The organism is Sorangium sp. So ce834 (genome assembly GCF_051521425.1).
GTDB classification, from domain to species: Bacteria; Myxococcota_A; Polyangia; order Polyangiales; family Polyangiaceae; genus Sorangium; species Sorangium cellulosum_D.
In genome coordinates this window covers 9,687,326-9,713,176 of record NZ_CP150351.1, presented here as the reverse complement: position 1 = coordinate 9,713,176, position 25,851 = coordinate 9,687,326, and the positions used below count along the sequence as shown (strand labels likewise).

Sequence of the window (25,851 nt, the reverse complement as noted above, 5' to 3'; positions counted from 1 at the left end):
GGATGGCGCTGTTTGCGAGCGTAAACGGGTATCGTGTGCTGTCCGCGGCGCTCTACGTGCCTCACGCCGGCCTCTGGTATGCCGACCTCGACGTTGACCTCGCCCAGGGCCTGTCGGGCGCTGCGGTGGTCAATCTCGGCGCGCTCGAGCTCCGCGGCACCGTCAACGTGTCCCGCTCGGGCGCGTTCCAGGAGCGCAGCCGCGTGCGGGTCGTCGCCGGCGCCGGCGGCTGGCTGAAGCGCTGCAAGCCCCGCGAGTTCCACAACGATGCAGGGGTGACGGTCAGGAGCGCCGTCACGGCGCTCGCCGCGGACGTGGGCGAGACGTTCGACCCGACGACGCTGTCCGGGCGCCTCGACGCCGTGTTCGTGAGACAGGCCGCGCCGGCTTCGCGCGTGCTCGAGCAGATCCTGGGCGATACCCCGTGGTGGGTCGACTACCAGGGGATCACGCGCGCCGGGCAGCGGCCGCGGGTCGAGACGCCGGAGAAGGCCTATCAGCTCCTCGACTTCGACGAGCGCGCGAAGGTGGCGGAGCTCGCGCTCGACGACCCGGGTGCGGTGGTGGTCGGGTCGGTCCTGCGCGGCCGGCTCGCGCGGCCCCTTCTGGTCCGGGAGCTGCGGATCGAGATGAGCAAGAACACGCTGCGCGCGAGCGCGGTGGGAGAGGAGCTGTCCTCGTGACGGGCGACAGGCTGCTCCAGGTTATCCGGGCGATCGCCCGGGAGATGTTCCCCCGCTACGACTTCCTGGGTCGGTACCGGTACCGCGTGATCGCGATGCAGGGCGAGCGCGCCGTGCTCCAGGCAGTGCGGAAGGAGCCGGGCCTGCCCGACCTCCCGCCGATCCCCATCGTGGCCGGCATGGCCGGGCTCTTCGCCGAACTCACGCCGAGCGCGATCGTGCTCGTTGAGTTCATCGAAGGAGACCCGAATCTGCCCATCATCACGGGCTTCTCCCGCGACGGCGGCGAGACGTTCGTGCCGGTGTCGCTCACCCTCGACGCCGTCAACGCGCTTCTCTTCGGGAGGGACGCTACCCGGGGCGTCGCGCGACTCGATGACAGCGTGACCACGTTGCTACCGCCGGCGACGTTCACGGGCACGATCGGGGGCTCCCCGGCGGTGGGAATGGTCGTCTGGTCGCCCGGCCAGACGATGGGGAACATCACCACCGCGAGCGCGAAGGTGAGGTCGGAATGATCACGGACCTCGGCTCGATGACTCTCGGGGCCGCGCTGCCCGCTGCGGTGAGCGCGACGGCTGCCATCGACGTTGCCTGCGACATCGCGGCGCCGAACGTGTCCGCGCAGCTCGACGCGCTCGCCTCGTTCACCCCGACGGCGTCGCTCACCCTCGCCGCGCAGCTCGAGCTCGCGCAGGCCATCGTGAGCAACATCCAGGAGGCGATCACGCTGGGCATCGAGCCACCGAGCCTCGACGCTCAGGTGGCCGCTGCGGCCGCCGTCATCGCCCAGCTCCAGGGGATGCTCGAGGCGGTGCAGGCGCAGGCTGCGCTGGGCCTGGCGCTCGAAGCACAGCTCGCGGTCGGGGGCGTGCGTCTCCTGGCCTTCTCGGGCGCGCAGGACACCCTCGGCGGCGAGCTCGCCACGGCGCTCGGGCCGGACACCACGTCGGCCCACGCGCTCGTCCTGGTGACCACGAGCGGCCCTGCCTGGGCGGCGATGCAGGAGGTGTTCACGACGTCATGAGCCTGCTCGAGGACATCATGGCCGCGGTCGTGGCCGACGCGGGCGCCGCGGCGGCGCCGGCGGCCGCCGTGGCGGGCTTCGGGGTCGACCTCGACTGCGCCGACGACCTCCGGGAGGACATGCGGCTCGCCTCGCCGACGCTGACGCTCGCGCAGGCCGCGTATCGCCGCCTGACCACGCCGCGCGGCGCCGTGCTCGACGCGCCGGACTACGGCCTCGACGTCCGGCAGTTCTTCTCCCGCGGCATGACCGCTGCCGAGGTGGCCGCCATCCCGGGACAGGTCCGGAGCGAGCTGACGAAGGAAGAGCGCCTCGAGGACGTCGAGGTGCGGGCGCGGATGCTCGATGGCGCGACGCTCGAGCTCGTCGTCCGCTGCCGGACCGCCGCGGGGCCCTTCGAGATGACCATGAACGTGACCGCGGCCGCTGCGGTCCTCGCCGGAGTGCGGTGATGCTCCCGATCGACCAGCTCATCAAGCCCCTGACCAGAGACCAGGTGAAGGAGTCGATGTATCGGCTCCTCACCGCGGCGGGGCTCCAGGTCACGTCGTGGCAGGAGGGCGGTGTCGCCCGCACGATCATCGCGGTCTGCGCGGCGATCTTCGCGGGTTTCACCGAGGTGATCGCTCTCGCCATCCGGGCGAACTTCCTGGACCTCGCCGAGGGCATCTGGCTGACGCTCCTCGCCTATTACGTGTACGGCGTGACCCGCATCGAGGCGACATTCGCCAGCGGACAGGTCACCCTCGTGAACACGGGCGGTGGGGTGTACGAGTTCGAGCCCGGGGAGTTCTTTTGCAGGAACCCGACCACAGACGCGCACTACACGAACGTGTCGGCGTTCACGCTCGGGGCCGGGCAGACGCTCACCATTGACGTGCGCGCGGTCGAGGCGGGCGCGGGCGGGACGTCCTCCGCGGGGCAGATCTCGTCGCTCGTCACGGCGATGCTGTACGTCACGGTTTCGAACGCGACGGCGATCGTCGGGCGAGACCAGGAGTTGGACCCGGCGCTGCGCCAGCGCTGCCGGGACGCGCTCGGCAGCCTGTCGCCGAACGGGCCCGAGGCGGCCTACGTGTACTGGGCGAAGAGCGCCAAGCGCTCCGACGGAACGACGGTCAACGTCAACCGCGTCTGGGTGAGCAAGTCGAGCAGCACCGGACAGGTGCGCGTCATCGTGGCGAGCCCGAGCGGCGCCGTCTCAGGGACGATCGGCGACCTCACGACGGACCTCGGCGCGGTGAACCACGCGATCCAGACGAAGGTGGTCCCGCTTCCGGCGACGTGCACCGTGGAGAGCGCGGTGCCAGTTGCGATCGCCGTCACGGGCACGGCGTGGGTGATGGCCGCGGCGAACCTGGGCGGACCGGCGTGGCAGGCCATGTTCTATGACCAACTCGACAATTACCTTTCGGAGGCGCCCATCGGAGGCTACGTGCTCACCGTCGCCCCCGGGCGCATCTACCAGAATGCCATCATCGGCCAAGTGGAGAGCGTGTCGAAGAGCGTGATCAAGTTCGACGCGACCGGCCCCGGTGACACCTCGCTGGCAGTGGGCGAAGTGCCGGTTTCAGGCGTTCACTCGATTGCCGTAAACCAGGTGTCGTGATGAAGCTAAAGGCAAGTACCTTCGACCGTCATACCGTTGCTTCGGCGCACTCGACACCATGTGCCGGATGGGCAGTAGCCAGGCCCGTGGGACAGGCAGCCACCGTAGGAACCGTCATCGTTCAACCACCGGATCACGTAGCTCCTGTCCTGGAACCCGTCGCAGTCCTCGAAGATGCCCTCCGGCGTCGTGCAGCGAACGGTGATGTACGGCACGCAGGCGCCGCTCTGGCAGAGGCCGCCCGAGCACGTGGTACCCGTCGCGATCGCCTCGTGCGTGGGCCCCGCGGGGCCGCAGGCGTCGGCCGTGCACGCGTTGCCGTCGTCGGCGACGTCGGCGGGCGCAGGTGCCGCCTCCTGGCCGCCGCGGCCGTCGCAGCGCTGCTCGATGCAGTCCCCGGCGGTCTGTGCGGACAGCGGCGTCCCCGCCGCGGTGAGCTGGAGGCCGCACGCGCCGTCGCTGCAGGTCCGCCGGGCGCAGGGCCCGTCCCGGCCGGGGCAGTCCTCCGCGCGCAGGCACTCGGGCTCGGGGGTGCCGCCACCCGCGCCGCCAGCACCGCCCACCCCGGCCGCGCCGCCGGCGCTAACGTCGCCGCCGGTCGAGGAGCTGCTCGTCGCGCTAGCGCCGTCTCCACCCTGCCCGCCGGCGCCGCCCTCGCCGCCTGCTCCCGCGTGCCCGCCGGCGCTGGCTGTCGAGGAGGCCTCACCGGAGCTCGTGGAGCTGCTCGTCGCGGGGTCCTCGATGGCCGGCATCGGGGCGGGCCCTGGGCCGGTCCAGAAGAGCCCCTCGGCCTCGGGAGAGCTGCACCCGAACAGGAGGACCACAGCGCCGACGACTGCACGCATGGCCTAGGAGGCTACGCGGAGCTGGGGGGCCGTCAATGCGCCTGAGCTTTCGCGAGTCGCTGCGCCGATTTGTGCCCCCCTGGCTCTCGGATCGGCCGGGGCGCACCGTCGCCTTCCGGTATCTGTATGGGATTGCCGCGGTCCTCGATGCGGGCGCCGAGGTGCTCGTGCAGGGCATCCAGGCGCGCATGCCCGGCCTCGGCACCCCCACGGCGCTGGAGTACATCGGGCGCGATCGGCTGATCGTCCGCGGGCCGCAGCAGACCGACGAGGCCTACGCGGCGGAGCTCCGTCGCTGGCTTGAGTACTGGCGCGGTGCGGGGAACGCGTACACGCTCGCGCTCGCGCTCCAGACGTTCCTGTACCCCGGCGCGCCGCGCGTGCGCATCGTGAACCGGGCGGGCCTGTGGTGGACGCTCGACCCGTCGGGCGAGCTCTCCTGGCACCAGGCCTCGCCGAGCAATTGGGACTGGGACTCGATCACCCACCCGGAGAACGCCGGCAACTGGTCGGACTTTTGGGTGATCGTGTACCCACCGCACTTCGACGACGCGGGCGACTGGGGGACGAGCGACGGGCAGACGTGGGGCGCGGGAGAGGCTTTCGGGCTCGACGTCGAGACCGGCGCCATCGAGACCATCAAGCGCCTCGTGCAGCAGTGGAAGGGCGCGCACTCCAACTGCGTCTGCCTCATCGTGGCGTATGACGAGGACAGCTTCGACCCGGAGGCCGCGCCGGGCGCGCCGGGGATGCCAGACGGCCTGTGGGGCTTCTGGTCCAAGGACAACGGGTCAGGCGGTCGGGTCAAGTCGCGTCGCGACGACGCGCGATACGTGGAGGTGTGAGCCGTGCTGTATGCAGGTAATGACACGTTCCCGGCTTCCGCCGATCTGGTGGATGACGGCGACGACCGAGATGCGGCGAGCGTCAACGTGGGCGCCGAAGCGGCGCTCGACCGCACCACGTACCTGCGCGCCCGCGGGTTCGTGGACAAGCAGGTTTGGAGCTACCTCACCGAATCCGGCCTCGGGAGCACGTTCCCGTTCAACACCACCAGCTACGCGGTCAACACGAGCGACGCGACCGCCATGTCGGTGCAGTTCACGAACGTGAGAGTCGGTGACATTTTCCTGATCCAGTTCCACGGGAACACGTTCAACAGCGGCGCCGTGCTCGCCGACGAGCTCCTCCTGGCGGTCCACGCCACCGACGACGTCGGGGGCGCCGGCGTCGAGACGAAGGTCAGCTCGGCGGTGGCAAGGCTCGCCATCTACAACACCCCGCTGGCCGTCATATCGGCTGGCTGTTGGGTGGCCGCGGCGGCGGGGACGACGCGGCTCCGGCTGCTGGGCAGGATCGCGTCTGGTGCATGGGTGGGCGGTATCGCGTCGGTCGGCGCGCTCTGCGTCTCCAGGTTCCGCACGAAGTGAGGGCATATGGCTGGAATGCTCAACTGGATCGACACCCTGTTCTTTGGCGTCCGCCGCATCTTCGCCGCTGGCGTCGAGCAGCCCGAGCGCCCCGCGATCAACTTCACGGGCGCCGGCGTCGCGGTGGCCGATGACCCGGCGAACAACCGGACCACGGTCACGATCGCCGGGGGCGGCGGGGGCGGCCCGAGCGTGCTCCGTTACGAGCGCGCGGCGGACTCAGACCCTCTTGACGAAACGGTCACGCACCTGAGCTCGTTTCTGACAGAGAGTCGTCGAATTACGACAGCGCACTTTTTGTCGTACGACGATTACGACAGCGGTAGTGCCGTTGATATCGCTCGTATCCAGCTGGTGGCGCAATCTCCAGGGCTCGAGGATATTTTGCTGGGTGAGATCGCCACCAATACGGGCGGTGGCGTCTCCGGTTGGACAGGCGTTTACAGCGAACTTGGTGCGTCGATGATCGGTATTCCGCTTGACATACCAACCGTGCCGGAGCCTTACGCTCTCGTTTTTCGTGTGCTCAAGCAGGGGGCCGGTTCGACTCTGCCGAGAATTATGCTTTTCGTCACATGGGCCCCGGAGGATTGAGGCGATGGCCATCGCAAACGCGATAGGCGGTCGTCGCGGTCCCCAAGGGCCTGCAGGACCGCAAGGCGCGCCCGGTGCCACGGGGGCGACTGGTCCTACCGGCCCCGAGGGCCCGCCAGGCGCTGACGGTGCGCAGGGCCCTGCTGGTGCAGCGGGCGACGCTGGGCCGAGCTGGGTGATCTTCGGCGTCAATGCGCTCGGCACGAGCGGCACGAGGTACTTCTTTCCCGCCGGTTACGTCAACGCCGTCGCTGCGACCAACGTCAAGCGCGCTCGGATGCCGTTCCGCGGGCGCGCGACGCGGCTCATGCTGACGAACTCGACGCCCGGCTTCTCGAGCGACGGCACCGGCGGATACACGCTCAACTTCTGCACGGTGGCGGCGGACGTGGCGACCGCGACGCCGCTCACCATGACCCGCGGCGTGCTCGATCGGACGGGCGACGTGACCGGTGACTCCGGCATCCTCGAGGAGGGCCAGGAGTTCGCCTTGCAGGTGATCTTGACGGGCACCGTCACAAACAGCCCTGTCGACACTTTCGTGACGATCATCTTCGAACCTGAGGAGGCATGACATGTCCACGCACGTTTTTCGCAAGGTCGGCCCGTCGGCAGCAGAGCTCGAGCTCAACGCACTCCCGCCCGGTGTGACCGTGCAGCGCGGGCCCATCGTCCCGGAACAGATCATCACCTACACGCTGAGCGACGACGCTGCGCTCGAGCCGCTCAAGGACTGGCTCGCGAAGGACTGGGAGCACGTCGGGATCGCCGAGGAGGGCTGAGCCGCCATGGCCATCGCCTACCCGCGCGCCGGCGCGCCGGAGCCGATCACGTACGTGCACGTCGACGACGAGGGCGCGCCCATCTCGGGCGCGGACGTCGCGGTGCGGGTCAGGCGCGCCGACGGGCTCTGGTACGACTGGGCCGACGGCTCGTACGCCGCGCGCGGCGCCGTGGCGCAGCTCGACGAGCCCATGCCCGAGCTCGACGAGCCCGGCACGTACGAGGCGACGTGGCCCGGGGGCGCGGACGGCGAGCGCTTCAAGGCCTTCGTCGCGGTCGACGGCGTCGTTCGCGGCGTCGTGGAGATCCACGTAGGCGGGCTCGCCGCGCCGGGCGACGAGATGACGCTCGCGGCGGGCGCGGTCACCGCAGTGCAGGCCGGCCTCGCTAGCGCGGCCGCGCTCGCCGACGTGGCCAGCGACGCGGAGATCGCCCGGAAGGCGCTCGACAACCGCCAGGAGGTGGACGACGTCGGCGGCGGCCGGTGCATCACCTACGACGACGACGGGGAGACGCCCTGGCGGACGAGGACGCTGCGCGACGGCTACGGCAACGCGATCGCGCTCGGTGCCGGCGTTCCGACGAGGAGGGGTGCGCCGCAATGAACTGCTCGAGCGCCATCCCGAAGTACTGCACGCGCCAGGGCGCGCGCGACCCGGTCGCCCTGCGCATCGTCATCGCGGCGAGCGACGCCGTCCCGGACCTTACGCTGGTGACCGCCGTCGAGCTCTCCGTGGTCGATCGCCGGGCCTCGCCGCCCGCTCCGGCGACGTGGACGACGACGATCCTCGAGCGCGTCGGGGACGAGCTCGTCGTCGAGCACCGCTACCGGGAGGCCGACACCGCCGCGGCACGGACGTGGCGCATCACGCCATGGCTGACCATCTCCGGGGCCGCGAACCCGGTCGCCGCCGCCACCTTCGACCTGCAGGTGATGGCACGCCCATGAACCTGTTGGGCTTGCTGTCGCAGCTCGGGAGCGCGCTCGTGTCGCTCGGTCTGGGGGGGCCGGGCGAACAGGAGCGAGAGGCGATCCCGTGCCCGGAGGTGCGCGCTACGGCGGACGCGCACACGATCGTCGAGGTGACCGCCGAGAGCCACACCGTCGTGCAGGTCACGACGGACTGCTGAGGAGCCCCCCATGAACGAGAACGAGCGACGTCCACCGATCATCCCGACCGAGCCGCCGCCGCCTCCGCCGGCGCGAGCGCCCGAGGAGCCCATCGAAGAGCCGCCGCCCACGGTGCCACCGACCGAGCGCCCCCGGCATCCCTCCTCGCCCGACCACGCCCCTTCGCAGCGCTCTGGCGGGCGCGTGACGCTCAAGCGCAAGGAGACGCCGCCCGAGGGGACCCCGGTCATCATCGACCGCCAGCGCGGCAGCGCCCGCGCCCAGGCCGGCATCCACAGCGCGGGCCTCGCCGGCGTCTACCTGCTCGGCTGAGACGCCGCGGTGTGGCCGGTCGTCGCCGCCGCTCTCCTGCTCCTCGCGATGGCGGAGAGCGCGGCGATCGTCGTCCTCGCGCTCGTCCTCCGCGCGATGCGGCGCGAGCGCGCGCCGGCGCCAGAGGCCGCCCGGGAGAGCGAGCCATCGCCCTCCGAGGAGCTCACCCCGGCTCGCCGACCGATCGGGTTCCGGCCGCCGTGACGGCCTCCTTCGCTCGCTCGGCGCGCACCCGCCCAAGCCACGCCGCGGCGTGCTCGCACGCAGGCTCGACGTCGACCTCCGCCGTCGCTGGCCCAGTCATGTTGGTGCGCATCATCCAGCGCACCCGGGTCACCGTCCACTTCCCGCGGTAGCCTCGACTGTCTTGACCGGCAGCCATGATTGTCTCGCCGACGCGCGGGACGTCGCCGGTCCAGTCGCAGACCTCCACATCGTCGTCGGCCATCGCGCAATGCAACATCACGCCTCCTCGCGCATCAAAGCGCGCCCTTGCAAGAATACCAGCACCGCCCCCATGACGCCCGCCTGCGCCGCCACGACGGCCCACCCCCACCCGAGCTTGGCCCAGGCCTCGGGGAAGCCCAGGGGCCCCGCCAGCGCGACCACGTCCCCGCCGGCGAGCACCAGCGCGCAGGTCTCCGAGACGCCCGCGGTGCGCGGCGAGCGCCAGAACGACACCGCGGCCGCGCCCTGGACGACGACCGCCGCCACGTGCGCGGCGAGGGGCGCGTGCGGCCAGAACCACGGCCAGGCGACCGCCAGCCAGAGCGCGGCGGCCCAGATGGCGAGCGGCGCGGCCGGCGCCGCCCACGGCGTGAGCCCCGCGAGCACCCGCAGCGCGCACCACGCCGACAGCGCCGGCGCCGCCAGGTAGAGCGCGAGCTCGACCTGCGGCGGGAGCTCCAGCGCCGCCCGTACGACGTCGCCGGCGAGCGCGCCCCCGAGCGCCCAGGCGAGCGGCCGGTGCGCGGCGTCCCGCCTGGCGATGACCGCGGCCAGGACGACCGCGGCGCCGATGATGAGGCGGGGAACGATCACGCGTCGCCTTCGCGAGCGCGCGCCGAGGCCTCCTCCTTGAGCTCCGGGTGCCGACGCAGGGCGCTCTGGAGCGAGCTCGGCGTCGCGAGGCCGAGCCAGCGCGCGGCCTCGCGGAACCTCCACCCCGTCGCCTCGAAGGCCTCGCGGATGAGCGCCTCCTCCTCGGCGAGGTGCTTGTCACGCAGCGCTTTGAGCTTGTCCATCCCGCTCCGCGTCTACCACAGCCGGCCCCTCGCCGTGGGCGCGGCGGCGCACCGACGAGTCAGGCGCGCTATCGGGCTCACGTGTGGTCCACGCGGCGGCCAGATCGCGGTCCGCGTGGCGGAGCAGCGAGGACAGCAGGGCGAGCTTCTCGAACGCCCGGAGGCGCCTCGCGCGCGGCTTGAACCGCTGGGCGGTGGCGATCTCGACGATCTCGTCCACCACCTCAAGCATGCCTTTGACCTCGCGCGAGAACGCGGCCAGCTTCCGATGCTGCCGGCCATGGTCGTCCATGGACATCGTCCGCGGGACGCAGGCTCGCGTCTCCGCGGCGGCCAGGTGCTGCGCCGCCAGCAGGATCGCCTGCACGCAGTCGCCGCTCTGCCGCACGATGGACCGGCTGGTCCCGCTCCGGGACCCTCGCTCGAGACACGTCAGGGTGCCGACCTCCATCGCGAGGTCCTCGATGGACATCCGAGCGCTCATGAGGAAGCTCCGGAGCTCGACGAAGATGTCGGCAGGGGCGGGCAAAGCAGGCGACGGCTGAATGGTGCGAGCAGTGTTGTTCATGGTGGGCTCCTCCCAATGGCTCAAGCCGGGCACCGCGCTCTCGCGCAGCCCCGGCCGAGCCGCCCTCCCCGGGCCGCCCTCACTCCTCCTCGGTCACCAGCTCAAGAATCGCGCTCTCGAACTCGTCCTCGTCCCAGTCCGCCGACGCCGCCCGCTCCCGCGCCTCGTCGAGCAGCGCCCGGATCTTCTTCGCCGTCTCGTACTTCAGCATCTCCATCGCCTGCCGCTCCTCGATCTGCTGGATGGTCATCGCCGCACCTCTTGATCATTAGTGTACTCACTTGAGTACACTTGGCAAGGACTCATGCGGTAGGCGGTGTCTTTTTTTGGGGGGTGGGCGGGCGCCTACCAGCCGAAGCGCGCCTGGACGGCGGGCTCCCAGCTGAGCCCCTCCCAGGCGAGGGTGTTCACGTAGCGCGCGCCGATGCCCAGGCTCGTCGAGACACCTGGCGAGGCCTCGTACGTCACGCCGGCCAGCGCTCGCGGGAACAGGCCCCAGAACCTGAGGCACAGGTGCCACCCGTTGCAGACGGGGATCCGCCCGGCGTCGAGCGCGAGCCCTCCGCCCGCGCGCCAGCTCTCGCTGATGCGGTAGTCGGCGCCGAGCTCCGGGCCAGCGAGGACGCCGAGCCAGCGGAGCGACGAGAAGTCGAACGCCGCCGCGGCGAGGCCGACGGAGACGCGCGCGCGCTCCGACGCGGGCCACCACCGGCGCGCGGCGATCGTGGGCGTCCAGCCGCCCGTCGGGTGCTGGTCACCGAGCGCGACGTGCGTCGCCCCGAGCTCGACGGACCAGGGGCGCTCGTCACGACGCTCCTGCGCGGCGGCCGGCGCGGCGAGCAGCAGGCCCGCGGCGAGGGCGGCGCCCGCTCTCAATGGTCACCGCCAGGTTCGTCGCCGGGCGTCTGGCCTGGCGGGCCGCTCGGTCCCCCCGGGCACCCCCAAGCATCCGGGTGCTCGGCGAGCGGGCAGAGGACGGGGAGCAGCCCCGGGGGAAGGCCTCCGGGGAGGGGAGGCGGCGTCTCGGAGCTGATGAGCGCCTCGACGGTGTCGTCGATCGTGACGGCGTCGGGGTCGACGCAGTCCTGCGGCAACTTCTCCGGCTCGTAGCGGGAATCCCAGACGTAACGGCACTCGCCATCGAGCCCCAGCCGGTCGAAGGACGCGGCGGCGCGCCGCTGCATGGTGAGCTTCCACGCATCGACGCACGAGACGTACTGCGCCTCCACGACGCTCGTGCGTAGGCACCTGAGCACGTCCTTGACCATGAGCGACTGTCCGAGCTGCGACCACGCGCCGAACTTGTCGCCGTTGCGCACCCTGCACTCGTACTTCCCGACCTGGTCGTTCGGCGGCCGGCCGTTCAGGTACTGGATGGCCTTCGCATTCATCGTCATGAGCTTCCAGGCTTCCCCCTGCGCGCTGGGAAGCGACGCCACCATGTCGCGCAGGCTGGCGCGGTCGTCGGGGTCCACGATCGAGCACGCGGTCGCGATGCTCGCCGTCACCACCACCATCAGGATCATCAGCCTCTTCATCTCGTCTCCGTCTCCCGCACGCGCACACGCGCGGGCGCCCGACCCCGCACGCAGGGGCAGGCGGCCGCGGACGCTCGCGGCGTCAGCGCGCGACCGGCTCCGGCTCGAGCTCCGCCAGCTCGGCCTCGGGGAGCTCGTCGCACTCCCTCTCGGCGATGCACTCGCTCTCGCAGTCCGCGCGGCCCCACCCGCAGAGCTTCCGGCACGCGCTGCGGCACGAGTCCGCGGTGTCAGGGGCCATGCACGCGGCGACGGCCAGCGCCGCCGCGGCGACGAGGAGCCTCATCGCGAGCCCCCTTCGCCGTCCTCGGCGAGCCGCTCGACGTCGGCCTCGAGCGCGTCCCACACCAGCGAGGACGCGAGGATCTGCCGGCCTATCAGGGCGAGCGCCGCCGCGGCCTCAGGGTCTCGGGCATCAGCTGAGGTGGGCAGAGGAGGGGCAGGGGAATTCTGCCCGAATTCTGCCCGGGGACGAGGTTCCGGACACTTAGATGCGCTGGAACGCGCATCACCACCATCAGATTCCTGGCCGTTTTGCTGCGTATCTCCAGCAGATCGCAGATCCGTAGTCGGGCAATGAGCCGGAGTATTACGGGCGGATTTAGCGGGAATCACAGCCGATTGGATCCGGGTGGAGGTCCGCTCGGCGTGGCAGGCTCGCGCACGTGCCCCGCCCTCGCTCCGCTGCCGAGATCCTCTGCTCGGTCCCGCCCCGCGATCGCGCCGTGCTGCTCCGGCTCGGCATGGATCTGGACGACCGCGAGGCCGCGAAGCTCTTCATCGAGGGCGTCCGCGCCGCCGACGACGCGATCGCGGAGCAGGTGCGCTGGGAGCGGGAGCACCTCGGCTGAGGCGGAGCATTCCGGCCTGCCGTGCACACTTTCCATGCCCGGCGCCGTCGATCTGGCGAGGGGCCCGTAGTATCCTCCCGGACATGGGCCCGCGACGAGACAGCGCTGCCCCCGCCAGGAAGCGTGTGATCCCCGAGAACGACCCGGTCTGGCAGGCCGTGCTGCGCGCGCCGACGCGCTACGACGAGGAGATCAGCGACGAGGAGCGTGCCGCGGTGGCGGCTGACGCGAATGCTCCGGGGATTCCTGGCGAAGTGGTGACAGCTGAGATCCGTAAGAGGGCGGAAGCCGAGGGCGCCTTGGCGGAGTACGAGGAGATCATTCGGGCCCACGGGCGCGCACCGTCCCTTCCTCGATGACCTGGCAAGTCGAGTGGACGCCCGCAGGGCACCATCTCGCTTCAGCGGATCTCATGGCAGGACGTCGAGCGCATCGACGCGGCTGTCCAGCGCTTCGCAACTACCGCAGAGGGCGACGCTTACCGGCGTCCCGGAGACGACATCACAACCGTGCGGCTCCTACGACGTCCGCGCCACGTTCGACCCATGGGACGGCACGATGCGGGTCTGGTGGGTGTACTCGGTGTAACGCCCGCTCGCCGAGCGCGCCGGAGGCGGCGAGGCACCACGTCGCCGCGACGATGCGGTCGCCTTCCTCGGCTAGCCGCCCGCCTCCGGCGCTCGCTGGCGGCACCGAGGTATGCCTTCGAGGGCTGGGCGTCGATGCCGCCGAGTGGTCGGAGCGACGCTCGTGGGCCGCCGCCGCTCCGCCGCCGAGATCCTCCGCTCGGTCCCGCCGTGCGACCGCGCCGTGATGCTCCGGCACGGCCTCGACCTTGACGACCCCGAGGCCGCGGAGCTCTTCGTCGAGGGCGTCCGCGCCGCAGACGACGCGATCGCGGAGCAGGAGCGCTGGGAGCGGGAGCGCCTCGGCTGAGGCGCGAGCATTACGGCTTGCCGCGCGCATTTTCCATGCCGGACGCCGTCGCTCCGGCAGGAGGCCCGTAGTACCCTGCCGGCATGAGCCCCCGACGAGACAGCGCCGCCCCCGCCATGGCCCCCGACCTCGGCGACGATGAGGATCCGGTCCTCCGCGCTTTCCGCCTCGCGCCGGTGGTCTACGACGAGCAGATCTCGGACGAGGAGCGCGAGGCGGTCGCGGCCGGAGCGGCGGGGCCCTTCACGCCGCACGAGGAGGTGAGGGCCGAGATCCGGCGGCGTGCGGAAGCCGAAGGCGCTTCGGCGGAGTACGAGGGGATCATGCGGGCCCGCGGGCGCACGGCCTCTCGTCCTCAATGACGTGGATCGTCGACTGGACCCCGCCCGGACGCGTCGCGCTGGAGCGTCTCCCGTGGACCGACGCCGCCAGGATCGATGAGGCCGTCGAGCGCTTCGCCCGGGCGGGCGAGGGCGACTTCTACCGGCTGCCGGAGGACGACGCTGTGACGCTGCGCCTGCGCGTCGGTTCGTACCGCGTGCGGCTAACGCGTGACGTACGGGAGCGGGTGCTGCGGGTCTGGTGGGTGTACCGGGTGTAGCGCGCCCCGCGGCCGGCGATACGGAGCGCTCCTGCGTTCGTGCCCTCTACTCGCACGCGCAGATCCCGCCGTGGTGTGAGCAGCATCCGCGTCGTGGGGTGGAGCAGGTTGGCGACACGCTGCCGTCGCAGCAGCAGACACGGCCGACGTTCTGAGCAGCGCGCTCCCGAGCCTCGGCGGCCCGCTCGGGAGCGCGCTGCCGCTCCCGCGCGGACTCGGAGGCGGCATCGCGCAGCCTGGTGAGCGTGTTCCGCAGGGAGGCCGCCTCGTAGGCGTCGTCCGTCGCGGCGAAGATAAGGCGCTCGGTCTCTGGGTTGCAGACGCCACGCGGACAAGCCTGACGGAGCGCCTGCTCGCGGCCCGACGGCGTCATCGCGCGGTAGCGCTGGACCCGCGGGTCACGTGGCGGCGCGGTCGCGGTTGGCCGTGTCGGTGTGGTCGGCCCGACCGCGATCCGGGCGCTTGAAGCCGAGGCTGACGCCACCGAAGCCGGCGGAGCCGCTGCGGTCTGCTGCTGCACTAGGGGGCGCGCTCTCGGCGACCGGCGCGGCACCATCACGGCCGTGGCCACCGCGAAGGAGAGCGAGCCCGCCGTCAAAAGCGCGGCCACGACCGCGCATCCAGTACCTATGGCCCGATCGCCGTCCCCCATGGGCGGCAGTCTACAACTGATCGGACGGCGGCGGTGCGAGCGCCAGGTGCGCGTCGCTCCTAGCACCAAACGGCAGTCGGTCGCCTCCCGATGCTGGTAGCCTGGTTGCATGGGGGACGACTACCCGACGCGCTGCGAGCGGTGCGACATGCGGGCGCCGGAAGGGCAGACCTACTGCGACGCGTGTCAGCGGGTGCGGCGCGCCCAGGCGACCGCCGACGAATCGGGCTGGGGCGGGCTCACGTTCATCCAGAAGACTGGCGTCATACTCCTGCTGTCCGCGATGTTCGCGTTCATCGTCTCGGGAGCGTTCGACGACCTCTCGCCGCCGGACGGCAGTCACCGCCCGAACCCGGACGCGGATGTCTTCGCCAGGACCGTGCGCGCGAACCAGGCGCGTCGTGAGGAGCAGGAACGAGAGCAGCGAGAGCGCGAGCGGAAGCAGGAGAAGGCGCGCCTTGCGGCCATCGAAGCGGCCAGGCCACCGGCGGAGCGCGCCGCCCTCGCGACCGAGGCCCTCACGAGCGACGGCCGTGACGCGAAGGAGGCCTATTGCCGCGCCCGTGAGCTGCTCGACCCGATCGAGCCCAAGGACAGAGGCGCCGCGGACGTCCGCAGGGCGCTGTCGCTGGTGAAGGTGACGGAGGCTCGAGTGCTGCAGGCTGAGCGCGCGGCCTTCGAGCAGACGCGCGGGCTGATGTGCAGGGACGGGACGATGAGCCCCACCTGCCGCTGCCATGGGCCGCACCGCGGGTGCTGCTCCCATCACCGCGGCGTTGCTGGCTGTGAGCCGCTGCCAACGGAGGTCTCCTGCCCGTAGCTGGCGCGCGCGGCGCACCGCCATTCCGAAGGACTGGGGGGGCTACAGCGAGCCGAGCACGCCTAGGTCGAGGCGGACGCGCGGAGGGACCGGAGCGAGGGGAGGTCGCGCGGGCGATACGGCTCCTCGCGGTGGACGCGGCCGAGCTGGGAGCTGGCGCCGGGCTTGCGACGAGGTGCTGGTGTGGGCTGACGACGTGAGCCGCCTCGCCGGGCGGCACCGCAGGAGCGGCTTCCGCATGGCGCAGTGGGTCGAGCGGTGGCTCGGGCTGGACCGAGAGACGACCCGGGCCCGACGCCTCCTCCGCCGGCGAGGACCCGGTAGCGGCGGCATCATGGCCCGACGCCCGTGGCTACCCTCCAGGCGCTCGGCGAGCTGATAGAGACGCCCGGCCAGCGTCGCCACCGGGCCGCACCGGAGCACGCGGACCGGCTCCCCGAGGTGGAGGCGGCGAAGCCGAAGGTGGAGGCTCTCCGGGTCGACCGGCTCTACCCCGAGAGCAGCGAGAAGCCGCACGCGTGCCGCCGGTACCTCGCAGCGAAGAGCCAGGCGGCTTACCTGCGTCGGCGCGCCGTGGCGGAGTTCTGCGAGGCGCATAGGTGGAGGGAGTTTGCCGCACACTGCGCACATGAACAGTGCGCGAATCCAAGGCGGATATGGACTTCCGCTGAGGGGGCGCCCGCCTATACCAGCCCCATGCAAAACTGGATCGACAGTCTCTTTCCCGAACTCCCCGACGATGTTCGCGAGCACTTCCGCGCCTTCCCCGACGTACGGACTGCCTGGGAGTCCTCAGGTGACGGTGTGTGCATGCTCCGACTCGCGCGCGCTTGCGCGATGACGGCGCGTGCAGCCAACGACGTCGTCAGCGCCGTCATGGAGCCATCGGCCAGGCTTGGCGACGAGGCCAAGGCGCGCATGAATGGCAAGACGGTCACGGACCCGGGGTCGAGATCCCTCACGAGTACTACAGGGACAACGGCGCGCGGCTGGTCAAGGTATCCGTCGGGTTGCAGCGCTGGGACGGCAAGGAGTGGATCGGGGTGCCGGGGACCGCCCGAGAGATCGTGGTTGACGTGCACTTGAGCTCGACGAAGCGGTAGCTGCGCGCCGGGTCGGGTACGGGCTGGGAGGTGGTAGATCGCGCCGGGCCCGGTGACCCGGGAGGGGGCGGGCGGTCGGAGGAGCCACCGTCGCACACCTACACCCCCCCTCGAACAGTGGTAAGGGGGTGTCCGGGCGGGGACCTAGCGACTTTTTCGCGCAAGACCCCAAACGTGCTCAGCGTTTATGCGGCACTGCATAGAACGGTGCGCCCAAATGCCCCGGTGCGCAGCGAGGGCAGCGTGATGTTGCAGCGGGCCGCGGGAACGCAGTGGGAGAAGGCGCGGAAGCTCGGGGTGAACCAGCGCACCGTGTCGCGGTGGGAGTCGGGCATGTCCCGCCCTCGCAGCTTCGAGGACCGGGACGCCTGCCGGCGCGTGTACGGCATCCCGTTCGAGCCCAGGATGCGAGCCGCGCCGATCAGCGACGCGGCCGCGATGGCAACCGCATAATCGTCCGCGTCGCGTCGATTATGCCCTAACGCATAGATAGACGCTTCACGCTCCGAGCGTGACGTCTGACCGCTGCACCATCTGCCGGCTTCCAGAGGCGAACCGATCGGCGATCGAGGCAGCGCACTCCACGGCTCTCGCTGCCGCGAACCCGGACGAGGCTCTGCTCGACATGGCTTCGGAGCACCGGGTCTCGCGGCTCACGCAGCAGCGGCACCGGACGCATGCGCGCGCCGGCCAGGTGGAGCAGGCCGAGAAGAGCCCCGATGAGCCAGTGCCGCTCAAGCCCGCTCCGACGCGGGCGCGGGTCCGCCCCGTCGAGCCTGCTGCAGTGGAGGCCGACACGGCGCCGCCGTCGGAAGATGCGCCCAGCCAGATGCTGCCGAGAGCTCGCTCGAGCGCGTATCGCTCATGGCCGAACAGGCCCTTCGGAACGCCATCGAGGTGGCGGCGGACCCGGAGGTGACCCCGGCGCGTCTCCGGGAGATCCAGGCCAAGTCGCGGCAATGGGAGGCGCTCCGGGCGAAGTTGCGCGGCGACGCGGGGAAGATCCCGCCGCAGCACGACCCCGACCGGGCGAGCGGCCGGGTAAAATGATCTCGCCGGCCAGCGGGGAGGGAAGACCGCTGTGCGGAGCCGCTCGAGGACGCGCTCCGCCGGCTCCGGACGATGCACCGGATCCGGCCGGCGCGGACGCTTCACGTCGACACCATAATACCGGGTGCGTCATCGGACGACATTGACGTCCTACCGGCGGTCCGCGGCAGGCCCGGAGGGCGGGCGTCGAGGGATCCCCAAGAAGGAGACGCCGGCCATCGCTCCCGTCGGATGCGTCCTCGTAGGGGAGGTGCGGACCCTGCCTGGTACGGCGATTGCGCTGTCGTGGGCTGCGTCTGTGATGGACCACAGGGGGCCAGAACGCTGGTAATGTAGAGACACTGCGCGGGCCTGGGGCCGCATCTCGGGGGGAGCACCTTGCGACGCCACGAATCCATCTGCTTGGCAAGCAGATCGTGGCATCGCGCCGAGCTCCACCCTCCTCTGGCGCGCCGATCGACTTGCGCGATCCGAAGGTGGCTTGTCCTCCTACTCCATGAACACCCCTACGACACAGCATGGCCAAGGCCAGGGCCAAGGGAGTCGACATCCTATGCAGATCTGGATCGACCCGGAGCGCCAGGTGCTGGTGAAGAGCGCCGCGAAGGCGCTCAAGGACAACGCCGTGCACAACCGCAGCGGCCTCCCGCCGTTCCGGTTGTCGCAGGTCGCGCAGCAGATCCTGGACGAGCTGTTCCACTTCCTCTCCACCGGCGACGCGGCGCCCGTCCTGGCGCTCGGGCAGAAGCTCGGGCAGCAGGGGCTCGGGCTGCGCGCCCTCCTCGGGCTGAGCCGCGCCCTCCTGCGCGAGGTGCTGGCGCGCTTGCCCGAAAACGCGCCCGACGCGCTGGAACTGGTGGCGCGCGTGAGCGACTACCTGACGCTGCTCGTGGACGCGGTGGCGGAGCAGGAGAGCCGCGAGATCGGCGTCCAGCGCGACGAGATGCAGCTCGCGCTCGAGCGCGCGATCCAGAACCGCGAGCGCGAGCTGCGCCGCGTGATCCTGGAGCTCTCGACGCCGATCATGCCCGTCCACGACCACATCCTGGTGCTGCCGCTCATCGGCAAGCTCGACGCCGAGCGGGCGGGCAGGATCACCGAGTCGCTGCTGCGCGAGGTGGTGGAGCGGCAAGCGCGCACCGCGATCATCGACGTGACCGGCGTGCCGTCCATGGACGCGGAGGCCGTCGCCGCGCTCGTGCGCACCGCGCGCGCGCTCGACCTCCTCGGCACCCACCCGGTGCTGGTCGGCATCCGCCCGGAGGCCGCCCGCGCGCTGACCGACCAGGGCGCCCACCTCGAGGGCATCGTCGTCCTGGCCAACCTTCAAAGCGGCATCGTCCATGCGCTGCGGCGGGAAGGGCTCGAAGTGTGCGGCAGCCCGCTCCCGCAGCGCGGGGCTGCTCGCTCGTACCGCTGAAGAGGCGCGCCGCGCGCTCGCGCTAGGAGGGCACCATGGAGATCGACATCACCAAGCCGCACATCGGCCGGGTTTACGACTACGTTCTCGGCGGGCACCACAACTACGACGTCGATCGCCGCGCGGCCGCGGCGATCCTGAACCTCGTACCGACCTATCCGAAATGGGCGAAGCTCAACCGCTGGTTCATCCAGCTCGTGGGGCAGCGATGGTCCGAGGCGGGCATCACGAACGTGCTCGATCTCGCCTCGGGGCTGCCGACGCAGGGCCACCTCAACGACTACCTGCCCGAGGCGCGCATCCTGTTTTCGGACGTCGATCCCGTGAGCGTGATCTACGGCGAGCAGATGCTCGCCGACAAACCGAACATGCGCTACGTCCAGGCCGACGTTCGAGAGCCGTCGTCGCTCCTGGCCGAGGCGGCGCGGTTCTTCGGCGCAGAGCGCCGCGTCGCGGTGGGGTGCATCGGCATCGCGTACATGATGGACGATGAGCGCTTGAGCGACCTCCTGCGGAGGGTGCACGCGTTTTGCGCCCCTGGCAGCGTGCTGGCCCTCAGCTTCATCGAGGCGCGCGCTGTCGCCGCAGCGCACCAGCTGAACGGCGCCGCGGCCCTCGCCGGGGTCAAGGTCTACCCGCGCACGTCCGAGGAGCTGGCGGCGCTCATGAAGCCATGGAAGGTGCGTGAATGCCGGCCCCTCGTGGAGTGGCTCGATCTCGACAACTTCCTGACCCCGGAAGAGTACGAGTCGAGCCCGTTCGACATGCTGGGCTTGATCGCGCACCACTGAGGTGCCCTCGCGCTCCCACCACCCATCCATGCGCCCGAGCCCTCGGCACCGCTCACCCCCGCAAACATCGCCCCCCTCACGCGTCTCCCCCCGCGATCCTCGACGCCGTCCCCTTCAACCCCCGTAGGCCCGAGGAGGGAGGTGGCGGTGCACGGCGCCTGGGGGATGGGCCGATGTCTGAGCACGCGCCCTGAGCCTTACCCGCAGGGTAAGGCTCAGGGCGCGTGCGAGTTCGGCGGGGCCCCCAGGCGCCGTGCACCGCCACCTCCCTCCTCGGGCCGGTCTTTCTCGACGAGGATGGCCTTCGCCGCGCTCGCCCTCGCCGCCCCGCTCGCCACCGTCGCGTGGTCGACCACCCAGTGCGCGTCCAGGAGGTCCAGGTAGTCGAGATCGAGCTGCCCCCCGGACGGCAGCATGAACACCGCCGAGATGTGCGCGTGGCTCTGCACCGCCTGCACCATCTCCCGCGGAATGTAGAGCGCCGCGTGCGTGAACAGGTGCACCACCGGCGTGCGCGGATCGTGGTGCCGCGTCAGATCGAGGTCCGTCGCGAGCTCGGCGAACACGCGCGCCGGGTTCCTGCCGCGCTCCCCCTTGAACGACAGGAGGTGCGCCGTGGGGAGCTGGCCGTTCTTCGCGCGGTAGAGCTCGTAGAGCCGCGCGTCGAAGAAGCGGAACGCCACGTCCTCGCCCTCGAGCAGGAGCCGCTTGCCCGTGGCGATCGCCATCCCGCGGGCGAACGTCTGGCGATCGCCGCGCATCGAGGCCGACGCGTCGATGAGCAGATAGTGGATGCGCCGCTGCTCGTCCCGGCTCTGCTCGCGCGCGAAATAGAGCACCTCGTTGTCGGCGATCCGGCGCGCGAGCTCCACGTCGTCCCAGGCGAGCTCCGTCAGCACCATGCTGTCGATCGAGCCGCGCGTGCCGAGCCCCGAGTAGCCGTGCGCCGCCGACGTGCCCGCCGCCGGGCGCGTCTTCGTCTCGAGCACGCTCGGCAGGATCTCCAGCGAGAAGTTCACGATGTCGTTCGCCTCGGGCGACGAGAGCGCCGCGAGCAGGTCGACCTGGGCGAGCGCCCCGGCCGACGCCTCCGAGCCCAGCATGCCGAACAGGCGCAGCGTCTCGACGTCGAGCGCGTCCGACATCGTGAGCACGTACAGCCGCGAGACGTCGAGCGCCTCCAGCGCCCGCTGCTCGAACTCGCGCCGCGCCGACAGGAACAGGCCGCGCAGCTGCGGCTCGATCCCCTCGAACAGCGCCGCGTCCGCCGGGAGCATCGCGCGGTAGGCCGGCGCCGCGTGGGTGCGCGCCGCGACCGCGCCGAAGAGCCGCGAGAGCACGACCGTGACCAGATCGTCGCTCATCCGGAGCTGCGCCGCGCAGCGCGCGGCCTCGCTCTCGGCGAGCTCCCGGAGCATCGACCGGTACCCCTCCAGGATGCGCTCCGCGTCGCGCAGCCGGCCCGCGAGCTCCCTCGCGTCGCAGCGCGGGCCGAGCTCGAGCTGCTCGCGCGGCGTCGAGAAGAGCAGGCCCGCGTCGTGCACCAGCGCGAACGGCAGCACCACCCCGAGCCGCTCGAGGCTCTGGTGCCAGCGGATCGCGCGCAGCGCGAGCGACGAGCTCAGCGGGCGGACCTGCGAGAACGCGAGCGTGCCGAGCGGGCCGGCGATCGAGGGGTTGGCGAGCTGCGAGGCGGGGACCGGCACGGCTACAGGTTCGTGACGCAGCGGAAGCCGATGCCCGGCGCGCTCGCCGTCGCGAGCTGGTGGTAGCGGAACGCCGGGTTCAGCCAGAGCAGGACGCCGCCGTTGTAGCCGCCGCCCCGGATCGCCTTGCGATCGCCGGCCGGCGCGCCCTTCGGGTTCACCTGCTCCTCGTCCTTGTAGGTCTCGAACCAGTCCGCGGTCCACTCCCAGACGTTGCCGACGACGTCGTGGGCGCCGAACCTCGTCTTGCCCTTCGGGAACGAGCCGACCGGCGCCGTGCCGTAGAAGCCGTCGTCGGCGTCGTACATGCGCGTGCTCGGCGTGAGCCCGCGCGCCTTCTCCCACGCGGTGCACTCGGTGCCGCACGCGTTCATGAAGGTCTTGTCGCCGGGCTCGTCGCCCCAGGGGAACTTGCGCCCGTCGGAGCCGCGCGCCGCGTACTCCCACTCGGCCTCGGTCGGCAGGCGCTTGCCGTGGACGTCGCAGTAGGCCTCCGCGAGGCTCCACGGCACGCAGTTGATCGGGTGCTTCTCGAGCCCGGGCTTGCCGAAGGTGCAGAGCTCGGCGAGGGCCGTGAGCGTCTTCTGGTGCTCGGCGGCGGACACCCCCTCCGCCCTCGGGTAGTCGGGCGTGGTCGGGGGCCGCTTGCACTCCCCCTTGTCCGAGCACGCCTTGTAGTCGCCCGCGGTCACCTCGTAGGCGTCGATGCAGAACGTGTCGACCGTCACCTTGTGCGCCGGCTGCCACAGCTTGAAGTCCGGCTCGTCGGAGCCCATGAAGAACTTGCCGCCCGGCACCAGCACCATGCCGGAAGGGCACTCGGTCCGCCGCTCGGGGACCGCGGCCACGGCGGCCACGGCGCTCGCCGTCGCGACGGGCGCGGCGGACGCGGTGGCGACCGGAGCGACCGGCGCCGCCTCCGGCGCGGGCGGCTCGGAGCGGAGCAGGCCCCAGACGAGCGCGCCGCCGGCCGCGAGCGCGAGCGCGGCGCCGCCGAGCGCGAGCGCGGCCTTCGATCTCGGCGCCGCCGCCGTCGACCGCTGCGTCGCCGCGTCGTTCGCGGTGCCGCCCGTGCTGCTCGTGTCGCCCACGGCGACCGACGTCGGCTTGGCCGAGGCGGCGGGCCCCGGCGCCGTGGAGGGCGCCGCCAGCGTCGGCGCGATCTGCGGAAAGGAGATCCGCGGCGCGGAGGACATCCGCGGGGCGGAGCCGCGGGCCGCCTGTGCCCCGGAGGTGGGCGCGGGCGGGCCGTTGCCCGTGGCGACGGCCCAGGCCGGATCGTCCGGGAAGACGGCCCGGCGCAGCGCCGCCCAGAAGCGGCCCATGGTGGGGAAGCGATCCGCCGGCGCGACGGCGAGCGCCTTCTCGAAGACCGCCTCGACCTCGTCGCTGACGGTGAGCCCCAGGGTGCGCGGGGTCGGCCGGCGCGACGGATCGCGGCTCGCGACCGCGAGCTGGAGGTAGTCGTCGCCCTGCAGCGCGGGCGCTCCGCCCAGCATCGCCTCGATCATGATGAGCGCCATCGCGAAGACGTCGGTCCAGGGCCCGGTCGCGCCGTGGGTGCGGCTGAACTGCTCGGGGGCGCCGTAGCTCGGGGTGAACGCGGTGATGTCCTTGCCGGTGTGGGCGAGCGCCGTCGCCGCCGCCGCGTGCTCGGCCATCACCTTGGCGATGCCGAAGTCGAGCACCTTCACGAAGGTCGAGGCGTCGCGCGGCGGGCCGATGACGAACAGGTTCGCCGGCTTGATGTCGCGGTGCGCGATGCCGCGCGAGTGCGCGAGCTCGAGCGCGACCGCCGCCGACTCGAGCAGCGCGATGGTCGCGAGCAGATCGCGCGGCGGCGCGCGCCGGCTCGTCTCCTCGTAGAGGACCTGATCGAGCGGCTTGCCGTCGAGCCACTCGAGGACCATGTAGGGCAGCCACTGCCCGTCCGGCGCGTTGAACGTGCCGATGTCGCGCGCCTGGACGATCGCGGCCGAGCGGCTGGAGAGCTCGGCCATGAGCTTGCCCTCCTGGATGAACGCCTGGAGCAGCTGCTCGCGCTGCTCGGTCGGCGCGTCCGCGAGGAGCGTGAAGCACTTGAGGGCGACGGGCTGCTTCCAGATGACGTGCTCGGCCCTGTAGACGACGCTGAAGCCGCCCTCGCCGACGGCGTGATCGACCCTGTACTTGTCGGCGATCAGGCTTCCGGCGATGTTGAGCGGATCGCGGCGGTCCGGGTTCTGGCTCATGAGATCCCTACGCACCGCGACGGGGCGCCGATCGGAGCGCCTCGTGCGTGCGTCGGGTCATCTTAGTGGCCCGGCGGTCGGTTGGAACTCTTTCGCGCGATCCGGCGTCCGCGCCGCCCCGGCGCCCGCCCTCCGCCGCCGCGCCCCGGCGGGCGCCAGGGCGCCGCCCTCGGTGTCCGGTATGACGGATGGGTCGCGCGCGTGGTTTGGCGCACAATTGTCGTTCTTGGGCGCCATTGTCGACGTATTCAGGATGTCTTGACAGCTTCCGTTGTCCGTTATATTGGACGTCGGAGCTGGGCGCTCCACGGGCGTGGCTGATCGCAGCTAGGCGCCCGTGGCAGCGGTCTGGCGTCTGCGCGTGTGGCGCGAAGCGCCGGCCGCGGGGAGCGAGGTGCCGCCGTCCGCGAGGGCGTGGTGCGCCTTCGCGACGGCGGCCTGTGCCCGCCGGACGCGCGGCAGAGGGTTTGATCCGAGGACAAGACGCTTGAAATCGATCCACCGAAAGAAGTCGCACATGGTCCGCGCGGCGGCAGCGCTCTCGCTCTTCGCCGCCGCGCTCCCCTCCCAGGCGTCCGCTCAGGCGCCCGCGGCGCCGCCCGCCGCGCCGCCCCCGACGCCGGCCGCGCCGGCCCCGACGCCGCCGGAGATCGGGGCGGCGGAGGGCGTCGAGCCGCTGCGTCGCCGGGTCGCGGAGCTCGAGCAGCAGCAGCGCGCGCTGCAGGAGCGCCTCGACGCGGAGCGCCGGGCGGCCGCCGAGGCGGCGGCGAGCGCCGCGGCGCAGCCGGCGAAGGACAAGGGCGGCGACGTCAGCGTGACGGCCGGGGCGGGGAAGGGCTTCACGGTCAAGACGGCGGACGGCCGCTTTTCGTCCACGATCCGGGCGCGCGTGCAGGTCCGCGAGACGTTCACGCACACCGCGGAGGACGACACGCACGAGATCAACGTGAGGACGGTGCGCCTCACGACGAGCGGCCATTTCATCTCGCCCGATCTCAAGTACAACGTGCAGCTCGCCTTCGGCGGCAACGACTTCGAGAAGGACAGCCCCTCTCCCATCTTCGACGCCTTCGTCGAGTACACGGCGATCCGCGATCTCAACGTGCGCGTCGGCCAGTTCCTCGCCCCGTTCAACCGGGCGCGGACCCTGCGCGAGGTCTCCCTCCAGCAGACCGAACGTCCGATCGCCGTCCGCGAGTTCAACCTCGATCGCGACGTCGGCCTGATGCTCTCGTCGCCCGATCTCTTCGGCCTGGGAGGCAGGCTGCAGTACAACCTCTTCCTCGGCGGCGGCGAGGGGCGCAACCGCTTCGGCGCCCAGAAGCACGGCCCGCTCGCGGTGGCGCGGCTCGCCGTCCGCCCGTTCGGCGCGTTCGACGACGATCAGGACGGCGACCTCTCTCGCGAGGCGAAGCCCCGGCTCGCGGTGGGCGTCACGGGCGCTTACAACCATCAGACCAACCGCCAGCACAGCACCTTCGGCACGACGCTCTCGCTCGGCGCGGCCGACTACCTGCACGGCGCGGCCGATCTCATCTTCAAATACGCGGGCTTCTCGCTCGCGGCCGAGGCCGTCGTGCGCCACGCCGAGCGGGACTCCTTCGAGGCCGAGGTCGACGGCGCGGTCGCGCGGGAGTGGACCCGGTCGGGTTACGGCTACTTCGCCCAGGCGGGCTACCTGCTGACCGACCACGTCGAGGTCGCCGCGCGCTGGGACCAGATCTTCGCGGAGCGCGGCACCGATCCGAAGCTCGTCGATCTCGTCGACGCGCAGGGCAAGCAGGTCGGCGGCGGGCTCAATGTGTACCTGAACGGCTATGCGCTGAAGCTCCAGGGCGATTACTTCTACATCTTCGGCAAGGACGCCTCCGAGGGCCGCCACGTCGGCCGGCTCCAGCTCGACGCGAGCTTCTGAGGGGGAGGGG

General features: G+C 71.5%; 37 protein-coding genes. 26 read left to right on the top strand and 11 right to left on the bottom strand.

The annotated features are described in order from the left end of the window. Positions 1-2: 2 nt before the first annotated feature. The 5 genes from WMF20_RS35585 to WMF20_RS35565 are packed head-to-tail and all read left to right on the top strand — an operon-like array spanning position 3 to position 3,319. Positions 3-683: a hypothetical protein gene (locus tag WMF20_RS35585; RefSeq protein ID WP_437606252.1), complete on the top strand. Its 681-nt coding sequence runs from the start codon at positions 3-5 to the stop codon at positions 681-683. Continuing rightward, entirely contained in the window at positions 680-1,201 is a 522-nt protein-coding gene (locus WMF20_RS35580) for a hypothetical protein (protein WP_437606251.1), read from the top strand. Before WMF20_RS35585 ends, WMF20_RS35580 begins: the two co-directional genes overlap by 4 nt. Then, complete coding sequence (locus WMF20_RS35575) at positions 1,198-1,710, top strand: hypothetical protein (protein WP_437606250.1); 513 nt, start codon at positions 1,198-1,200, stop codon at positions 1,708-1,710. The genes WMF20_RS35580 and WMF20_RS35575 overlap by 4 nt, the downstream gene beginning before the upstream one ends. Next, positions 1,707-2,162, top strand: coding sequence for a hypothetical protein (locus WMF20_RS35570; protein WP_437606249.1), 456 nt, complete (start codon positions 1,707-1,709; stop codon positions 2,160-2,162). Before WMF20_RS35575 ends, WMF20_RS35570 begins: the two co-directional genes overlap by 4 nt. Beyond that, a complete protein-coding gene (locus tag WMF20_RS35565; protein WP_437606248.1) occupies positions 2,162-3,319 on the top strand; it encodes a baseplate J/gp47 family protein in 1,158 nt (385 codons plus the stop codon). Before WMF20_RS35570 ends, WMF20_RS35565 begins: the two co-directional genes overlap by 1 nt. 5 nt (positions 3,320-3,324) lie before the next feature. Here WMF20_RS35565 and WMF20_RS35560 read toward each other — a convergent pair whose 3' ends face one another. Then, positions 3,325-4,164 carry a hypothetical protein gene (locus WMF20_RS35560; protein WP_437606247.1) on the bottom strand — a complete coding sequence of 280 codons (840 nt, stop codon included), beginning with the start codon at positions 4,162-4,164 and terminating at the stop codon, positions 3,325-3,327. A gap of 35 nt (positions 4,165-4,199) precedes the next feature. Here WMF20_RS35560 and WMF20_RS35555 point away from each other — a divergent pair, with 35 nt between their 5' ends. The 9 genes from WMF20_RS35555 (at position 4,200) to WMF20_RS35515 (ending at position 8,415) form a co-directional block, all read left to right on the top strand. Further along, positions 4,200-5,009 (top strand): hypothetical protein, encoded by an 810-nt coding sequence (locus WMF20_RS35555; protein ID WP_437606246.1) that lies wholly within the window; start codon positions 4,200-4,202, stop codon positions 5,007-5,009. A 3-nt stretch (positions 5,010-5,012) separates the two neighbouring features. Beyond that, complete coding sequence (locus WMF20_RS35550) at positions 5,013-5,594, top strand: hypothetical protein (protein WP_437606245.1); 582 nt, start codon at positions 5,013-5,015, stop codon at positions 5,592-5,594. Positions 5,595-5,609: 15 nt separating this feature from the next. Beyond that, positions 5,610-6,188 carry a hypothetical protein gene (locus tag WMF20_RS35545; RefSeq protein ID WP_437606244.1) on the top strand — a complete coding sequence of 193 codons (579 nt, stop codon included), beginning with the start codon at positions 5,610-5,612 and terminating at the stop codon, positions 6,186-6,188. A 175-nt stretch (positions 6,189-6,363) separates the two neighbouring features. Continuing rightward, entirely contained in the window at positions 6,364-6,762 is a 399-nt protein-coding gene (locus tag WMF20_RS35540; protein ID WP_437606243.1) for a hypothetical protein, read from the top strand. Position 6,763: 1 nt separating this feature from the next. Beyond that, on the top strand, positions 6,764-6,970 hold the full coding sequence (locus WMF20_RS35535; RefSeq protein WP_437606242.1) for a hypothetical protein: 207 nt from the start codon (positions 6,764-6,766) through the stop codon (positions 6,968-6,970). A 6-nt stretch (positions 6,971-6,976) separates the two neighbouring features. After that, positions 6,977-7,576 (top strand): hypothetical protein, encoded by a 600-nt coding sequence (locus WMF20_RS35530; RefSeq protein ID WP_437606241.1) that lies wholly within the window; start codon positions 6,977-6,979, stop codon positions 7,574-7,576. Beyond that, a complete protein-coding gene (locus WMF20_RS35525) occupies positions 7,573-7,920 on the top strand; it encodes a hypothetical protein (protein ID WP_437606240.1) in 348 nt (115 codons plus the stop codon). The genes WMF20_RS35530 and WMF20_RS35525 overlap by 4 nt, the downstream gene beginning before the upstream one ends. After that, positions 7,917-8,102 (top strand): hypothetical protein, encoded by a 186-nt coding sequence (locus tag WMF20_RS35520; protein WP_129576612.1) that lies wholly within the window; start codon positions 7,917-7,919, stop codon positions 8,100-8,102. Before WMF20_RS35525 ends, WMF20_RS35520 begins: the two co-directional genes overlap by 4 nt. Positions 8,103-8,112: 10 nt before the next feature. Then, complete coding sequence (locus WMF20_RS35515; RefSeq protein WP_129576611.1) at positions 8,113-8,415, top strand: hypothetical protein; 303 nt, start codon at positions 8,113-8,115, stop codon at positions 8,413-8,415. Between the two features lie 163 nt (positions 8,416-8,578). Here WMF20_RS35515 and WMF20_RS35510 read toward each other — a convergent pair whose 3' ends face one another. The 8 genes from WMF20_RS35510 to WMF20_RS35475 form a co-directional block, all read right to left on the bottom strand. Next, the gene (locus WMF20_RS35510; protein WP_129576610.1) at positions 8,579-8,863 is read right to left on the bottom strand and encodes a hypothetical protein; all 285 of its coding nucleotides are present in this window, start codon (positions 8,861-8,863) and stop codon (positions 8,579-8,581) included. A 14-nt stretch (positions 8,864-8,877) separates the two neighbouring features. Further along, a complete protein-coding gene (locus WMF20_RS35505) occupies positions 8,878-9,456 on the bottom strand; it encodes a hypothetical protein (RefSeq protein WP_437606239.1) in 579 nt (192 codons plus the stop codon). Beyond that, positions 9,453-9,659 carry a hypothetical protein gene (locus WMF20_RS35500; protein ID WP_437606238.1) on the bottom strand — a complete coding sequence of 69 codons (207 nt, stop codon included), beginning with the start codon at positions 9,657-9,659 and terminating at the stop codon, positions 9,453-9,455. Before WMF20_RS35500 ends, WMF20_RS35505 begins: the two co-directional genes overlap by 4 nt. Then, positions 9,634-10,227 carry a hypothetical protein gene (locus WMF20_RS35495; protein ID WP_437606236.1) on the bottom strand — a complete coding sequence of 198 codons (594 nt, stop codon included), beginning with the start codon at positions 10,225-10,227 and terminating at the stop codon, positions 9,634-9,636. The genes WMF20_RS35500 and WMF20_RS35495 overlap by 26 nt, the downstream gene beginning before the upstream one ends. Before the next feature lie 79 nt (positions 10,228-10,306). Then, the gene (locus tag WMF20_RS35490; RefSeq protein WP_437606235.1) at positions 10,307-10,477 is read right to left on the bottom strand and encodes a hypothetical protein; all 171 of its coding nucleotides are present in this window, start codon (positions 10,475-10,477) and stop codon (positions 10,307-10,309) included. A 95-nt stretch (positions 10,478-10,572) separates the two neighbouring features. After that, positions 10,573-11,103 carry a hypothetical protein gene (locus tag WMF20_RS35485; RefSeq protein ID WP_437606234.1) on the bottom strand — a complete coding sequence of 177 codons (531 nt, stop codon included), beginning with the start codon at positions 11,101-11,103 and terminating at the stop codon, positions 10,573-10,575. Continuing rightward, positions 11,100-11,765, bottom strand: a complete 666-nt coding sequence (locus WMF20_RS35480) for a hypothetical protein (protein ID WP_437606233.1) — start codon at positions 11,763-11,765, stop codon at positions 11,100-11,102. Before WMF20_RS35480 ends, WMF20_RS35485 begins: the two co-directional genes overlap by 4 nt. 82 nt (positions 11,766-11,847) lie before the next feature. Beyond that, positions 11,848-12,051, bottom strand: coding sequence for a hypothetical protein (locus WMF20_RS35475; RefSeq protein WP_437606232.1), 204 nt, complete (start codon positions 12,049-12,051; stop codon positions 11,848-11,850). A gap of 379 nt (positions 12,052-12,430) precedes the next feature. Between WMF20_RS35475 and WMF20_RS35470 the strand changes: the two genes are divergently transcribed. The 11 genes from WMF20_RS35470 to WMF20_RS35420 all read left to right on the top strand — a co-directional run bounded on the left by WMF20_RS35470 (position 12,431) and on the right by WMF20_RS35420 (position 19,989). Further along, positions 12,431-12,616, top strand: coding sequence for a hypothetical protein (locus tag WMF20_RS35470; RefSeq protein ID WP_437606231.1), 186 nt, complete (start codon positions 12,431-12,433; stop codon positions 12,614-12,616). A gap of 125 nt (positions 12,617-12,741) precedes the next feature. Next, entirely contained in the window at positions 12,742-12,975 is a 234-nt protein-coding gene (locus tag WMF20_RS35465; RefSeq protein WP_437606230.1) for a hypothetical protein, read from the top strand. Positions 12,976-13,348: 373 nt separating this feature from the next. Next, the gene (locus tag WMF20_RS35460; RefSeq protein ID WP_129578484.1) at positions 13,349-13,552 is read left to right on the top strand and encodes a hypothetical protein; all 204 of its coding nucleotides are present in this window, start codon (positions 13,349-13,351) and stop codon (positions 13,550-13,552) included. Between the two features lie 83 nt (positions 13,553-13,635). Beyond that, complete coding sequence (locus WMF20_RS35455; RefSeq protein WP_437606229.1) at positions 13,636-13,914, top strand: hypothetical protein; 279 nt, start codon at positions 13,636-13,638, stop codon at positions 13,912-13,914. Next, entirely contained in the window at positions 13,911-14,153 is a 243-nt protein-coding gene (locus WMF20_RS35450) for a type II toxin-antitoxin system RelE family toxin (protein ID WP_129578482.1), read from the top strand. The genes WMF20_RS35455 and WMF20_RS35450 overlap by 4 nt, the downstream gene beginning before the upstream one ends. 761 nt (positions 14,154-14,914) lie before the next feature. Further along, positions 14,915-15,625, top strand: a complete 711-nt coding sequence (locus WMF20_RS35445) for a hypothetical protein (protein ID WP_437606228.1) — start codon at positions 14,915-14,917, stop codon at positions 15,623-15,625. 348 nt (positions 15,626-15,973) lie between these two features. After that, entirely contained in the window at positions 15,974-16,711 is a 738-nt protein-coding gene (locus tag WMF20_RS35440; RefSeq protein ID WP_437606227.1) for a hypothetical protein, read from the top strand. Positions 16,712-16,902: 191 nt separating this feature from the next. Next, on the top strand, positions 16,903-17,181 hold the full coding sequence (locus WMF20_RS35435; protein ID WP_437606226.1) for a hypothetical protein: 279 nt from the start codon (positions 16,903-16,905) through the stop codon (positions 17,179-17,181). A gap of 411 nt (positions 17,182-17,592) precedes the next feature. Beyond that, on the top strand, positions 17,593-17,778 hold the full coding sequence (locus WMF20_RS35430) for a hypothetical protein (protein WP_437606225.1): 186 nt from the start codon (positions 17,593-17,595) through the stop codon (positions 17,776-17,778). Positions 17,779-18,331: 553 nt separating this feature from the next. Next, positions 18,332-19,198 (top strand): STAS domain-containing protein, encoded by an 867-nt coding sequence (locus WMF20_RS35425; protein ID WP_437606224.1) that lies wholly within the window; start codon positions 18,332-18,334, stop codon positions 19,196-19,198. Between the two features lie 35 nt (positions 19,199-19,233). Then, the gene (locus WMF20_RS35420; RefSeq protein WP_437606223.1) at positions 19,234-19,989 is read left to right on the top strand and encodes an SAM-dependent methyltransferase; all 756 of its coding nucleotides are present in this window, start codon (positions 19,234-19,236) and stop codon (positions 19,987-19,989) included. A gap of 215 nt (positions 19,990-20,204) precedes the next feature. Here WMF20_RS35420 and WMF20_RS35415 read toward each other — a convergent pair whose 3' ends face one another. Further along, complete coding sequence (locus tag WMF20_RS35415; protein WP_437606222.1) at positions 20,205-21,695, bottom strand: hypothetical protein; 1,491 nt, start codon at positions 21,693-21,695, stop codon at positions 20,205-20,207. A gap of 2 nt (positions 21,696-21,697) precedes the next feature. Further along, positions 21,698-23,926, bottom strand: coding sequence for an SUMF1/EgtB/PvdO family nonheme iron enzyme (locus WMF20_RS35410; RefSeq protein WP_437606221.1), 2,229 nt, complete (start codon positions 23,924-23,926; stop codon positions 21,698-21,700). A 487-nt stretch (positions 23,927-24,413) separates the two neighbouring features. On the opposite strand from WMF20_RS35410, the gene WMF20_RS35405 reads away from it, so the two are divergent. After that, positions 24,414-25,841 (top strand): porin, encoded by a 1,428-nt coding sequence (locus WMF20_RS35405; protein ID WP_437606220.1) that lies wholly within the window; start codon positions 24,414-24,416, stop codon positions 25,839-25,841. Positions 25,842-25,851 lie beyond the last annotated feature (10 nt).